General features: G+C 67.6%; 12 protein-coding genes. 6 read left to right on the forward strand and 6 right to left on the reverse strand.

Going from position 1 to position 13,221, the window contains the following annotated elements; translation table 11 throughout:
- Positions 1–6 precede the first annotated feature (6 nt).
- The gene (locus ACH438_RS04195) at positions 7–1,128 is read left to right on the forward strand and encodes a GNAT family N-acetyltransferase (protein ID WP_397001038.1); all 1,122 of its coding nucleotides are present in this window, start codon (positions 7–9) and stop codon (positions 1,126–1,128) included.
- On the opposite strand, the gene ACH438_RS04200 is transcribed toward ACH438_RS04195, so the two are convergent.
- On the reverse strand, positions 1,085–2,464 hold the full coding sequence (locus ACH438_RS04200) for a trehalose-6-phosphate synthase (RefSeq protein ID WP_397001040.1): 1,380 nt from the start codon (positions 2,462–2,464) through the stop codon (positions 1,085–1,087). The genes ACH438_RS04195 and ACH438_RS04200 overlap by 44 nt on opposite strands.
- 115 nt (positions 2,465–2,579) lie before the next feature.
- Here ACH438_RS04200 and ACH438_RS04205 point away from each other — a divergent pair, with 115 nt between their 5' ends.
- The 3 genes from ACH438_RS04205 to ACH438_RS04215 all read left to right on the forward strand — a co-directional run bounded on the left by ACH438_RS04205 (position 2,580) and on the right by ACH438_RS04215 (position 5,143).
- On the forward strand, positions 2,580–3,461 hold the full coding sequence (locus ACH438_RS04205) for a carbohydrate kinase family protein (protein WP_397001042.1): 882 nt from the start codon (positions 2,580–2,582) through the stop codon (positions 3,459–3,461).
- Positions 3,462–3,636: 175 nt separating this feature from the next.
- Positions 3,637–4,371, forward strand: coding sequence for a GntR family transcriptional regulator (locus ACH438_RS04210; RefSeq protein WP_397001044.1), 735 nt, complete (start codon positions 3,637–3,639; stop codon positions 4,369–4,371).
- On the forward strand, positions 4,364–5,143 hold the full coding sequence (locus tag ACH438_RS04215; RefSeq protein ID WP_397001046.1) for a spermidine synthase: 780 nt from the start codon (positions 4,364–4,366) through the stop codon (positions 5,141–5,143). The genes ACH438_RS04210 and ACH438_RS04215 overlap by 8 nt, the downstream gene beginning before the upstream one ends.
- A 13-nt stretch (positions 5,144–5,156) precedes the next feature.
- Here ACH438_RS04215 and ACH438_RS04220 read toward each other — a convergent pair whose 3' ends face one another.
- A complete protein-coding gene (locus tag ACH438_RS04220) occupies positions 5,157–6,011 on the reverse strand; it encodes an MBL fold metallo-hydrolase (RefSeq protein ID WP_397001048.1) in 855 nt (284 codons plus the stop codon).
- Between the two features lie 71 nt (positions 6,012–6,082).
- Positions 6,083–7,216: a HoxN/HupN/NixA family nickel/cobalt transporter gene (locus ACH438_RS04225; protein WP_397001050.1), complete on the reverse strand. Its 1,134-nt coding sequence runs from the start codon at positions 7,214–7,216 to the stop codon at positions 6,083–6,085.
- Positions 7,217–7,330: 114 nt separating this feature from the next.
- Between ACH438_RS04225 and ACH438_RS04230 the strand changes: the two genes are divergently transcribed.
- Positions 7,331–7,711: an ArsR/SmtB family transcription factor gene (locus tag ACH438_RS04230; protein WP_397001052.1), complete on the forward strand. Its 381-nt coding sequence runs from the start codon at positions 7,331–7,333 to the stop codon at positions 7,709–7,711.
- Here ACH438_RS04230 and mdlC read toward each other — a convergent pair whose 3' ends face one another.
- From mdlC to ACH438_RS04245, 3 genes are all read right to left on the reverse strand, one after another.
- Positions 7,712–9,325: a benzoylformate decarboxylase gene (gene mdlC, locus ACH438_RS04235; protein WP_397001054.1), complete on the reverse strand. Its 1,614-nt coding sequence runs from the start codon at positions 9,323–9,325 to the stop codon at positions 7,712–7,714. It lies immediately after the preceding gene.
- A 92-nt stretch (positions 9,326–9,417) separates the two neighbouring features.
- Positions 9,418–10,050 (reverse strand): hypothetical protein, encoded by a 633-nt coding sequence (locus ACH438_RS04240; RefSeq protein ID WP_397001056.1) that lies wholly within the window; start codon positions 10,048–10,050, stop codon positions 9,418–9,420.
- Between the two features lie 24 nt (positions 10,051–10,074).
- On the reverse strand, positions 10,075–11,673 hold the full coding sequence (locus ACH438_RS04245) for an amidohydrolase (RefSeq protein ID WP_397001058.1): 1,599 nt from the start codon (positions 11,671–11,673) through the stop codon (positions 10,075–10,077).
- Between the two features lie 601 nt (positions 11,674–12,274).
- Here ACH438_RS04245 and ACH438_RS04250 point away from each other — a divergent pair.
- A complete protein-coding gene (locus ACH438_RS04250; protein ID WP_397001060.1) occupies positions 12,275–13,180 on the forward strand; it encodes a reverse transcriptase domain-containing protein in 906 nt (301 codons plus the stop codon).
- The last annotated feature ends 41 nt before the right edge of the window (positions 13,181–13,221 follow it).

The raw sequence follows: 13,221 nt of genomic DNA on the forward strand, positions 1-13,221 counted from the left end.
GAATCAGTGACGAGTCCGGCACCGAGAGACGTCTGGCTGCGGGTGCTGTCGGCGGACCCGACCGCGACGCCGTCACAGACGCCGACCTGGCTCGACTCCGTGTGCCGCAGCGATGGGTGGCACGACGCCAGCCGGTTGTATCGGATGCCCGACGGCCGCACCCTGATACTTCCGCTGGTGCGCCGCCCCCTGGTGGGTGCGTCCACCCGGGGACCGGTGCCCGTCGTGCAGGCGTCTTTTCCCCATGGCTGGGGGACGGGCGGTGTGCTCGCCCCGGGCGGGGCCACCGCGGAGGATATCGCCGTCGTGTACGCCGACCTGTGCCGAAATCCGAGACTGCGGACCATGATCCGGCCCGGCTATGCGGCGGCCTATACGTGGGCCCGGATCTCGGCCGAGGGACCGCGGCAGCGATTCCGGTCCACCTACAGCGTGCCACGCAGCACCCACGTGCTCGACCTCTCCGGCGGATTCGCCCAGGTGTGGTCCCATAGATTCACCTCCAAGGCGCGCAACGGTATTCGCAATGCCGAACGCAAGGCGGTCGCGGCCGGAATCGATATCCGGATCGGCAACACTCCGGACCTGGTCGCGGATTTCTACCGGGTCTATCTGCGCTGGCTGGACCAGCGGGCGCAGCAATGGCGATCGCTGCGCCCGCTGGCCGCTCTGTGGAGCAGCGCGGAACCGTTGTGTCGTTTCCAGACGGTCGCCGCGATGCTCGGTGCGGACTGCCGGATCTGGGTCGCGGAGCTCGACGGCGCACCCGTGGCCGCCAATATCGCCCTGTTCCACGAATATGTCGCCGTCGGCTGGCGTGCGTACGGTGACCGCGCATTCGCCGGATCCTCGCGGGCGCAGGAACTGTTGCAGTGCCGTTCGATCGAGTACGCATGCGATATCGGCTGCCGCACCTTCGTCATGGGGGAATCCGGAGGCATGAACGGGATCCGGCACGTCAAGGAGAGACTCGGAGCCATCGAATTCGACGGCGCGGAATACACCTTCCAGCGGCTCCCGATCCCCAGGCTCGACGGCGCCCGTACCGCGCTGCGCAGTCGTGCACTTGGTCTCGCATCGTCGGTCAGCCTGCCCGCACCGGTGTCCGGCCGCGGATGGCGTCGATGATGCGGTTGGCCCAGTCCAGCGGGCGATCGTTGCCCAGTCGCATGGCCAAGTGCCGCAGCCGGATTCGCTGTTCGAGTGGGCCGAGGGCCAGGGCGTGGGACAGGGCGGCGGCGAGATCGCCGGGACGGTGCGGATCGGTCAGTACGGCGGCGTCGCCGAGAGCGGTCGCGGCGCCGGTGTGCCGGGAGAGCACGAGGACGCCGGGTGCGCCGCCCAGTGGCAGAGCGGCCCAGCGGGTGGCGATGAATTCCTTTGCGGTCAGGTTCATTCCGTCCTGGAGGGAGGTCACCCAGAAGACGTCCGCGGCCAGGTATTGATCGATGACGTCCGGGAACGACAGGTTGCGCGGGATGTAGTCGATCGGCTGCCAGTCGCCGGTACGCCATACCCGGTTCAGTTGGGCGATGCGGCGCTCCAATTGATCTCGGGTGCTGTCGTAGGCGGTGATGCCGGGCTCCGGCGGCGGGCAGACCAGCCGGAAGGTCAAGCGGCCGCGGTACTCCGGAGCGTGGGTCAGCAGGTCCGCGATGGCCTCGACCTTCTGGACAGGCGCCTTGGCGTAGTCGAGGCGTTCCACCGACAGCACCAATCGGTGGGCCGGGAATGTCGTGCGACGTGCGCGGTTGCGGGCGAGCGCCTCGACAGCGGTGCGGTCTATACCGAGCGGGTGGATACCCAGGACCGGCGGGCCGGGCCGGTCGCCGAGTGCGCGCCGGAAGTTGCCGGCGAAGACATCGGTGTGGAATCCCGCCCAGTGCAGCATCGCGAGCGAACGGCGCAGCTCCTCCGCGACGGGCAGCGCGGCGAACACCTCCGGCGGCGGGAACGGGGTGTGGTGGAACAGCCCGATGCGCAGGTCCGGCCGGAGTCGGCGCAGCGCCGCCGGAACGAGCCACAGGTTGTAGTCGTGCAGCCAGACGGTGGCGCCGCGCGCGGCCCGGGCGGCGATGTGCGCGGCGAAACGCCGGTTGACCGCGCGGTACTCGGCCCAGGCGCGCGCATCGAAGCGCAGCCGGTGCGGCTCGGACATGAGCACCGGCCACAGCGTGTCCTTGCACGCGCGATGGAAGTAGCCGTTCCATTCGGCCGTCGTGAGCGGGAGCAACGCGAGCGGCACGTCCTCCGGTATCGCGGCGTGGTGGCCATTGGCGCCCGGCGCTGCGGCAACCCAGATACCGGGCAGGCCCTGTTCGAACAGGCCGGTCAGGGTGGGCAGGATCCCGTTGGGGCTGGACGGCGCCCGCCGCGTGGCGCCGGAGCGGATACCGGGTGGTCGGTGATAGCCGATGACCAGCGAGTGCACGCCATCGGAGGCCGCGGCCCGGGAGTTCGTCACCGAGGAAAACGTAGCATTGCCGGGTATGGAAAGTGCTGCGAATTCTGCTGGTGTAGAACAAGATACGAAAACATACCGTTCTGAATCCGCTGGCGAGGGCCGCGAAATTCTCGTTGTGGGAGCGTATTTCGCGGATCTGATATTCCATGGACTGTCCGAGGTCGCACGTCCGGGGCAGGAGGTGTTCGCCGACGGTTTCGCGATGGTGCCCGGTGGCGCCTACACCCTGGCGATGGCCACGCACCGGCTCGGCCACGATGTGATCTGGGCGGCCGACTTCGGCACCGATCCGTTCAGCGCGCATGTGCTGCGGGCCGCGCGTGCGGAAGGCCTGGACGACACCGCCTTCCGGCGCCACCCACGGTCCCTTCGCAGCCTGACGGTGGCACTGTCCACACCGCGGGACCGCGCCATGATCAGCTTTCAGGATCCCGTCACGCCCGAGCCGATAGCGGTGTTGCTGCACCGCTACCGCCCCCGGCTGCTGATGGTGCCGCAGCTGCGCTACGACGCCGAGACCGTGCGGTCGCTGCGGCTGGCCCGCCGGCTCGGCACCGCCGTGGTCATGGATTGCCAGGACATCCCCGCCGACCTGGAGACGCCGGGAGTCCGCGAGGCATTGGCGCTCACCGATGTGTTCACACCCAATGCCGCGGAGGCGCTCCGCCTGACCGGGACGGCGACCGTCGACGAGGCGCTGGCGCGGCTCGGTGCGCTCTCGCCGACCGTGGTGATCAAACTCGGCGGGGCCGGAGCCATCGCGCTGCACGCCGGCCGGCGCTACGACGTTGCGGCACAGCCTGTTGCGGCGCTGGACACCACCGGCGCCGGGGACTGCTTCGACGCCGGTTTCGTCCACGGCCGGCTCGCGGGATGGGATCTGCCGAAATGCCTTGCCGCCGCGGTGGCCTGCGGGTCCGCCGTCGTCGGCGGTCCCGGCTCGTCGGCGGCGCCCGATGCCGCCGAACTCGGCCGCCGGCTCGCAGGATTGTCATAGTTGGCCCGTAGTTCGTTTTCCGACAAAGGCTGGCCGGTGCGCCGCGGCTGGTGCCGACCTTCAGCGGTTCGTACCGCATCATGGAGATTAAGTTATAAGTTAGTGCGCCAAGGGTGCCTCCGCGCCGCACTACGATTCAGGGAAACCTTGCGGACACGAACGGGAGACGGATTCGATGGCTCGACGCAGCAAGTCCGCCGCCGCCACGGCGGCGCCGATCGCCGCGATCTCGGGCGAGGCCTACGGCACCGTCAAACCACCCGGCAGCCGGGCCAGCTACGTCCAGGACGTGCTGCGTTCCGAGATCCTCAGCGGCACAATGCCTCCGGGCGCACCGATCCTGCAGGACGCCATCGCCGAACGACTCGGCGTCTCCATCACCCCCGTCCGGGAAGCGCTGCGCAACCTGGAATCGGTGGGACTGGTCGTCTACGAGGCCAACTTCGGCGCGAAGGTCGCCGAATTCACCGCGGCCGAAATCGAAGAGCTCTACACGCTGCGCGCCACCGTCGAGGGGCTGGCCGCCCGCCTGGCAGCGACCTCGATCACCGAAGCCGAACTCGGCCCGCTGCGGGCGGCCCATCAGGAATTGCGCCAGGCCTCGGCGGACGGTGATCCGCAGGCCATGGCGGCGGCCAGCCGGCGCTTCCACGATCGGATCGCCCGCGTCGGCGGCCGCTCGATCATTGCCCGCCACCTCGGCTGGATCTGGGAGACGCATCCGGTCCCTATCGGCCAATCGGTCTGGTCGCATCCCGAAATGGCCGCGCACGCAGTCGAATCCAATGCCCGGCTGCTGGCCCTGCTGGAGGCCCGCGACGCCGACGGCGCCGAGAAGCACATGATCGCCCAGGTCCGCTCCGCGGCCACCGCCCGCCTGACCGGCAATTGGCAGCCGGCCGATGAGTAAATACCCCGAAGCCGCCTCCGACGAGGACATGCGCCCGGCGCCCGAACCGTTCCCCGGAACCCGGACGGTCCGCTTCGGCATCGCCGAACTGTCGGCGGACGAGGAACGGCCCGGCGGCTGGCTGCTGACCGTCAACGGCATTGCGCAGTCCTATATCGACCTGGACGACCCGACCTACCTGGAACTGGAATACCTCCGGTACATGGCCTATGTCGTCGACGCACTCGAACCCGCCGACGCGGCATTGGACGTGCTGCACGTCGGCGGCGGTGGCGCCGCCTTCCCGCGCTACCTGGCCGCCGTACGCCCGGGCTCGCGGCACTTGATCATCGAGGCCGACGCGCCACTGGCGGATTTCGTCGACGAGCGACTCGGGTTACGCGGATTGCCGGGCGTCGACTTGCGCATCGGTGACGGTCTGACCGAAATCGCCACGCTGCCTGCGGATTCCGCGGATATCGTGGTGGCCGATGCCTTCGAAGGGCTCCGGATCGCACAGGGCATCACCGGTGCGGACTTCACCGCCCAGGTGGCCAGGGTTCTGCGGCCCGAGGGCGTCTACCTGCTGAACCTGGTCGGCACCCGGCATCATCTGGAGGACATTCGTGCGATGTTCCCCCACCGGGTGCTGGTGGACGGCGACGTGTTCGCCGGTTACATCGGCAACCAGGTGCTGGCGGTGAGCCGGGCGCCACTCCCGTTGGATGCCTTGTATCAGCGCGCGGAGCAGACGTGGCCTCCGGCCCGCGTCGCGCCCGAAACCCCTGAGTGAGAAACGACCGCCGTCAGGATTTCGCCTTCTTCGCACCGCCCCACAGTGATCCCGGATTGGCGCGATCAGGGTAGAGCTGCAGCATTGCTTCGTAGAGCTCGCCGGCGGTGCCGGTAGTGGCGTCGAGGCGGTTGAAATCGGTCAGGTACTGCTTGGTCTCGGCCAGGATCTTCGGATCGTCGGAATTCGAGGGGATCTTGTGACCCGCGACGACGTACCTCGGGTCGAGGGCCGCGAGGATATCGGTGGCGCGCGCCCACTCCTCGCGGGACTCGGTGGTGGTTTCGGCCATGTACTGGTGGATGCCGTTGTAGGCGACGTCGCCGGCGACTACCAACCGCAGCTCCGGCACCCAGAGGGCACTGGTGTCATGTGTGTCGGTGTACCCGGTTTCGATCACCTGGAAGGTGTGGCCGTTCATCTCGAACCGGTCGCCGTCGAGCGCCTCCGGAGCCACCGGCGGCGTAGGAATCTGGCCGGGAAAAGCCTTGCCCCAGAAGATGTCCAGATATTCGGGGCTGCCCTCGTATGCGGCTTGTTTCGCGGCAGCGGCGGTGGCGATTGCGCGGGCGGCGGGGAACGCTTCCTTCAACTGTTTGACGCCGAAGAAGTGATCGCCATGACCGTGCGTGATGTAGATGTACTTCAGATTCCGGCCGTAGCCCTCGACCCAGTCGACCAGTTCCTGGTTCTGGTCGACGGTCGTGAAGGTGTCCACCAGCACTGCATCGGTGTCGTCGTAGATCAGGGTGGCGGTATTGACCACCCATTGCAGGTCCTCTTTACCGGGTGGGAGATCTCGGGTGAGTCCCGGGCGGCGACCACACAGGATGTCGAATCGCAATGCCACCGGGTCATCGTCGGACATCTCGTGCTCCCTCGTTGGTTTCGCGGGTCACTACCGATCTTCGGAGGCTATACGAGCGGGCAATCCTTCCGCTACTCCGCGCCCGAGGGGTCGGTTACCGGATCTGAGGCGCCGAGGGCGGCTTGCCAGCGGGCTTCGACCCTGCCGTATCGCCACAACGCCAGGGCGGCGAGCCAGGTGATCACGAAGAGTCCGGCGATCGCGAAGCCGGCCTTGTTGATATCGAAGTTCGCCATGAAATCCCAGAACGGGCCGCTCAGGTGCAGTTCGCTGGTCAGGACGCCCAGCGCTTCGATGGTGCCGATGAGAAAGGCTGCGGCAATGGACAAGCCGGTGATGACGAGGTTGTAGTAGACCTTGCGCACGGGGCGGGCGAAGGCCCAGCCGTAGGCGAAGTTCATGAAACAGCCGTCCAGGGTGTCGAACAGGATCATCCCGGCGGAGAACAGGATCGGCAGGGCGAGCACCGCGTAGAACGGCAGCCCGGAGGTGGCGGCGTAAGCGGTGGCGGCGAGCAGGACCACCTCGGTGGCGGTGTCGAATCCGATCCCGAATACCAGGCCGACGAAGAACAGCTGCCAGGTGTGGTTGATCGAGCGCATGAAACGGCCGAAGAATCGCCACATCATGCCGCGGGCCTGCAATTGCCGCTCGAGTTCCGCCTCGTCGTAGACGCCGCGCCGCATATCGCGGAAGACCTTGAAGATGCCCAGCAGCACAATCAGATTCAGGGCCGCGATCAGATACAGGAATCCGGCCGCGGTGAGCGTGCCGATCGCGCCGCCGACCGTCTCGTAGGTGGACGCGGGGTCCACCATGGCGCCGAACACCGCCTTCGCGGCGAAGGTGATGCCGACCCCGACCGCCACCACGACCGTGGAATGCCCGAGCGCGAAGAAGAAGCCACTGGCCAAGGGGCGCCGGCCATCCGCCATGAGCTTGCGGGTGGAATTGTCGATGGCGGAGATGTGGTCGGCGTCGAAGGCATGCCGGGCGCCGAGGGTCCACGCGGTGACCGCGACCCCCAAACCGATGCCCAGCCCGGTGTATCGGAAGTGGTGCGGCAGCACGGTGATGATGTAGATACCCCACCCGAACACATTGAGCGCGAGGATGACCAGGGCCATCGACCCCAATCGTCCCCATTCGGCGGGATGCAGGGCGCCGGCGATCGAGCGGGTCCGGGCAGTGAGAGTCGAGAACACGGCATCCTCCCGGGGATGCGGACAGGCACAGAGGATTTCAGGGTAAGGCCCGCCGCACCACACCTGCAAGTCTGCATAGCTGTCTAGGTATCAGGCGTGTGGAAGAGTGGGGGCATGCACCTCGTGCCGCCCGAGCGGGCCGGTCAGCCCGCCATCGACGAGCATCGGGCCTGCGAGGCCATCGAGGCTCTCGGCGATCCCGGGCACGTTGCCGCCTGGGCCGAAAGGTTCGCTCTGGTCAGCGATCCGAACCGGCTCGCCATCCTGCTCTCCGTCGATCGCGCGGGCCCGATCAGCGTCACCGATCTGGCCCTGGCCACCGGCCTGACCGCCACCTCGGTTTCCCAAGTGCTGCGCCTGCTCCGGGCTTCCGGCGCCGTCACCGGAACGCGTGACGGCCGGGTGATCCGCTACCGGCTCACCGACCGCACGCTCGGTCCGATACTGGCCATGGCTCGCGCCACGCATACGGCCGCACGCGCGGACCACCGGTAGTCACAGCGGGCCGACACCGCGCAGGGCCTCGACGTGCACGTCCACCAGGATCGGGCCGGGCTCGGCCATGGCCTGTCGCAGCATGTCGCCGAGCACGCCCGGATTGTCCGCAGTCAGCGCGGGCACGCCCAAACCCGTTGCCAGCGCGGAGAAATCGATGCGGGGGAGGTCCAGGCTGCGCTGGATCGAATCGGGGAACTGGGGAATCCCGAACAGTGTGGCGAACGATTTCATCGCGCCGTATTCGCCGTTGTTCATGACCAGGACGGTGAGCGGCGCCCGCTGCTGCGCTGCCGTCCAGAGGGCCTGGATGGAGTACATCATCGATCCGTCGCCCATCAGGGCGACCGTCTTGCGACTCGTATCCGCCAGCGCGCCACCGACACTCGCGGGCAGTGCCCAGCCCAGGCCGCCGCTGAACGCATTGAAGAACAGCCCGGGGGATTCGACGCGGTACTGGTCGCGCATCGTCGCGCGAAACGACGGAACCTCCTCGAACGTCCGCGTGTCCAGCGGCACCAGATCTCGCACGGTCTTCATCACGTACGCACCCGTCATGGACTTTCCCGCGCCGACGGGCTCCGGTTCCGGGCGCACCGGCGGACCTGTGCGCTCGGTGCGGGGCAGCGCGTCGATGAGGGCTCGAATCGCATTGCCCGCCGTGGCGATCAGGCTCTCGCCCACCGGCGCTGAGAAAGCGTGCTCCGGGTTCTCCGTCACCTGCAGCACCGCGGTGCCCTCCGGCAGATACGGCCCGTCGGTATAGACGTGATAGGTGAAGACCTGTGCGCCGATCACCAGCGCCACATCATGGCCGCGCAGCGCGGCGGCCACCGCGTCCTTCGACGCGGCCAGGAACCCCTGGAACAAGGGATGCCGTTCGGGGAAATTGCACCGTGACGACCATGGCGCCTCGAATACGCCGGCGTTCAACTTCTCTGCGAGTCGTACGGCATCGGCGCCGGCATTGTCGCGGTCGACCTCTTGGCCCAGCACCAGCACCGGATTCCGTGCCGCGGTAAGCACTTCCGCGAAGCGCGCGATGCCGGCCGGGTCCGCGCCGAGGCCCTGTACCACCGTATGCGGCGGCACCGGTTGCGCGGGCTGCTCCCAATCGTCACTGGGAATGGTCACCAATGTCGGCCCACAGGGCGCGGTCAGCGCCGTCGCACAGGCACGTGCGATGGCCCCCGGCACGTCCGCGCCCCGTGCGGGCATATCGGCCCACTTCACATACGGCTTGGGAAACTCGGTCGGATAGATCTGCCCCAGATAAGGATCGACCGGCAGCAGCGCGCGAGCCTGATTCCCCGCGGTCACCACCACCGGCGACTGATTGCGCCAAGCCGTCATGATGCCGGCCATCGCGTTCCCGATTCCGGCCGCCGAGTGCAGATTGACGAATCCCGGTGTCCCCGAGACGATCCCGAATCCCTCCGCCATCGACACCGCGCTGGCCTCCTGCAGTGTCAGCATGTACTCGATATCCCCGGGCCAGTACCGGAACCACGCCATCTCCGTCGACCCCGGATTGCCGAACATGCGCGTCACCCCGAACCGGCGCATGACATCGAACGTTTCCTCCGCAACCGAATGTCCTGCACCGAGCCCCATCGCGTCTCCTCAGTCCGGCAGGCTCACGACCGAGACCATCCCTGGTGGTCGCGCATGATCACCACCATACGACGCACCGGCGGGCTGCCCGATCAGGTGGCGGGAACTTGTTGCTGGAACCAGGTGAGAATTTGGGGGAGAGCGACGTGAACTGTTGTGGTGTGGTCGATTTGGCCGAGATCGGTGAGGGTAGCCTGGTCGGTGTGAAGGGCGGCTAGGCAGCTCTGGGCATTGGCGATGGGGACGTTGCGGTCGCCGGACGCGGCGTAGAGGTGGACCGGGACGTGCGGGGTCCAGTCGCAGGTGCCGTCGCTGGCGTTCATGGCCTGCAGCAGGGGACCGGTGGGGTTCGCGAGAGCGGCGCTGACGAAGGCCGGCTGGAGGAGCTTGTCGGGAGTGGGAGGCAGGGCCTTGCCGATTGCCGCTTCGTCGTGTTTGCCGTCGAAGAGTTCTGCCGCGTCGGTGTAGGGCGGTTGGAAGGCCTCGGCCGGGTTGTCGTAGAGGTGGTAGATGCGGTTCATCGAAGTGAGCCAGTAGGCGAAGTAGAAGACCGCGTCGGCGGGGGAGACACGGCCGTCGACGCCTGCGGGGAATTCGACGTGCTGTACGTCGTAGGGGCCGCTGATCGGGGCGAGTGCCGCGAGTCCGAAGCCGGGGATCTGGTTGGCCTGCAAGGCTTCACCCACGGCCGTGGCCGCCTCGCCGCCTTGGGAGAAGCCGGTCAAGGAAATTCTGCAGAAGACTGTTTGCTAACTTTGTGATCGGTGGGCTATCCGGCCCTCGACCAGGGTCAATGCGATGGGAGCGTCCGCCAGTTCGTCCGGATCGGATCGCAGCGGATCGACCACGAAGGCGGTGAGGTTCGCGCCCGCGCCGACCGTCAGGGCGCCCGTCTCGCCGGCTGCTGCGGCGGCCAGGATTGTGTAGCCCTCCAACGCCATACGGGCGGTGAGAGCTTGATCCGGTTGCACCGCAGGAACATTCGGATCCTCGGCGGGCCGGCGCAATTGCGCGGTCGCCAGCCCGGCGCGGGCGTCGAACGGCGCGATCGGCCAGTCGGAGCCGAGTACCACCGGCACCCCGGCCTCCCGCAGATCGCGGCAACGCCACGCCCGGTCGGCGCGTTCGCCGCCGAGCCTGGTCGACCAATTATCGGTGTGATCGGCGCGGGTGAAACGGCAGTGCGCGGGCTGCATACTCGCCACCACCTGCTGCCGCAGGAATCGGCCGATCAATTCGGTGGGCAGGGTCTCGATGTGCTCGATGCGGTGCGGCGCCGCCGCGGGGCGGCCGAGTCCGTCGAGGCTGTCCAGGACGTGCCGGACCCCGGCGTCGCCGATCGCGTGCGTCGCGGTCGGTACGCCCGCCGCCGCGAGCATGCGGACCGCCTCGGTGTAGCGGGCGGGGTCGGGCCAGAAGCTGTCGGTGGATTGCCCCAGCGCATCGGGCTTTTCGAGCCAGGCCGTGCCATTGTCGACGGTGCCGTCGATGAACAGCTTGACGCCGCCGATCCGCCAGCGGTGACCGCCGCTGCCCTGCCCGTCGATCAGTGCCGCGAGTCCGTCGCGGTCGATGCCGGGCTCGCACCACGGCGCGACGCGTAGTCGCAGCGGAAGATCGCCGAGTTCCTCGGCGGCCCGCAGGATCGCTTCGCTGTCACCATTGCTGTCCATGACGTGGGCGCCGGTGAGTCCGGTGGCGGCCATCTCGGCGAGCAGCGCCTGCAACCGGGCGCCGCGCACCGCCGCCGATCGGGCCGGAATGTGCTGGGCGACAAGGTCTACCGCCGCGCTTTCGAGGAGCAGGCCGGTGGGTCGGCCGCGCTCGTCGCAGACCACGCTCGCCCGTTCGCGGAAGGTTCGTGGTCCGTCGACGCCGGCTATCCGTAAGGCGGCCGCGGTCGCGAGTGCGGAATGGGCATCGAACAGGCGCACCAAGGTCGGCCGCCCGTCGACGGCCTTGTCGAGGGTCGTGTTGTCGATGGGGTTGGCGCCGAAGACATTCGGGTCGAGGCCCCACGCCAGCACCCACTCGCCCGGCGCGCATTCGGCCGCGGCGGTGGACAGCAGCGCACGCACTTCGTCGAGCGTCCGGGCTCCGGACAGGTCTGTGCCGTCGGTCAGTTCGAGGCCGGACACCGGGTGGCTGTGCCCGTCGATCAACCCGGGGGTGATGATGGCAGCGCCGAGATCGAGTGTCTCGGTGTGGTTTCCGCGCCAGTCCCGGGACTCGTCGCGGGATCCGGTCGCGACGATGACGCCGTCGCGCACGGCGATCGCCTCGACCGGCCGCGGGTCATCGGCCAGCGTGTGTACGGTGTCGGCGCAAACTATGAGATCTGCGTTCATCGGGTCGTCCCTTGTGCGTCCAGTAGGAAAGGTGGTTGGTATGTGAAGTACTGACGGCTGATTCGTAAGCTCGTCGTCGCTTGCCGGTGGAAGTCCGGTCCGGGTAGCTGCCAGGAGGCCCGGTAGCAGGCTGGCGGTCTCGTCTGGAAACGGGCGGGGTCGAAGCCCAGCGTCGAGCACCCTCGTGTGTGGGGTGTGCAACCGAACGGTCCGTAACGTGAAGTGAAGCCTGCCGCGTCGTTACCTGACCTGCCCGGAAACGGATGGGGCGAGAGAGTGCCGAGCCCCGAAAGGACGGGCGAAGGCCATGGAAGCGGTGAAGACCCTGGAAGAGCAGCCGTGAAGGACTCTCCGGCGTAGAGGGCTCGGAACGTTCGGATAGTGACGGCGGGAACTGGAGAGGCCCTCCCCGGCCCAGCAGACTGCGCAGTGCTGCCGGAGTGCGGCGACCTATAACCGGTGAGGAGCCGGGAAGTGGAAGCCAGCCGGAAGGGCGTCGGAGGTGGCCGTAGTACCGATCGAGCCGAGCGGACAACATAACCGCCGGTGAGGGAAGGGCCACTACTACGTCGATGCATGCGATTGACAGGAGAAGTGCTCGGTGAGTGCCCTCAAGCTGGCTAGTCCCGCCGCAACTGAAACCCGTGCCGAGGGCAGGGTTTCGGTGGACAAGGTGCGTGCCCTGCAACACATGCTCTACCGGACGGCCAAGGCCGATCCCGGACGACGGTTCCATGCGCTGTGGGACAAGGTCTCGCGCAGAGACGTCCTGTGGCGAGGCTGGATCGCGGTGCGCGCCAACAACGGCGCATCGGGCATCGACCGGATCACCCTGGACTGGATCGAACACGAGTACGGCGCGGACCGGCTCGTGGACGAACTGGCCACCGAACTGCGGGAAGGCCGCTATCGGCCGTTGCCGGCGCGTCGGGTGTTCATCCCGAAGCCTGGAACGAAAGAGCAACGGCCACTGTCGATTCCCGCGGTGCGTGACCGCGTCGTGCAAGCGGCGGTCAAGATCGTGCTCGAGCCGATCTTCGAGGCCGACTTCGCTGACTGCAGTTTCGGGTTCCGCCCGAAACGCAGTCAGCACGACGGATTGCAGGTCCTGATGGACGAGAGTTTCCGGGGCCGCCGGTGGGTGGTGGAAACCGGTATCGCCAACTGCTTTTCGGCGATACCGCATGACGGGTTGATGCAAGCGATCTCCGAACGGGTGTGTGACCAGTCGGTGCTCAAACTGCTGCGAGCGATGCTGCGCGCGGGAGTGATGGATGCCGGTGTGGTCGAACACTCCGATACCGGAACCGCGCAAGGCGGGGTGATCAGTCCCTTGATGTGCAACGTGTACCTGCATCGGCTCGATCGGGCTTGGGACACACGCGCATTCGGGATGCTGGTGCGTTTCGCTGATGATCTGCTGGTGATGTGTAAATCCCGGTACCAAGCCGAGGCCGCGCTCGCGCGGCTGCGGCAGTTGTTGGCTGAACTCGGCTTGTCGCCGTAGGAAGCCAAGACCCGCATCGTCGAATTGGTCGAGGGCGGAGA

This window comes from Nocardia sp. NPDC020380, assembly GCF_044386975.1.
Classification (GTDB): Bacteria; Actinomycetota; Actinomycetes; order Mycobacteriales; family Mycobacteriaceae; genus Nocardia.

Excerpts from the sequence above, each read along its gene's own strand:
- mdlC (WP_397001054.1), bottom strand. The coding sequence starts at position 9,325 with ATGGGGCTCGGTGCAGGACATTCGGTTGCGGAGGAAACGTTCGATGTC.
- ACH438_RS04245 (WP_397001058.1), bottom strand. The coding sequence starts at position 11,673 with ATGAACGCAGATCTCATAGTTTGCGCCGACACCGTACACACGCTGGCC.
- ACH438_RS04210 (WP_397001044.1), top strand. The coding sequence starts at position 3,637 with ATGGCTCGACGCAGCAAGTCCGCCGCCGCCACGGCGGCGCCGATCGCC.
- ACH438_RS04220 (WP_397001048.1), bottom strand. The coding sequence starts at position 6,011 with ATGTCCGACGATGACCCGGTGGCATTGCGATTCGACATCCTGTGTGGT.
- ACH438_RS04215 (WP_397001046.1), top strand. The coding sequence starts at position 4,364 with ATGAGTAAATACCCCGAAGCCGCCTCCGACGAGGACATGCGCCCGGCG.
- ACH438_RS04230 (WP_397001052.1), top strand. The coding sequence starts at position 7,331 with ATGCACCTCGTGCCGCCCGAGCGGGCCGGTCAGCCCGCCATCGACGAG.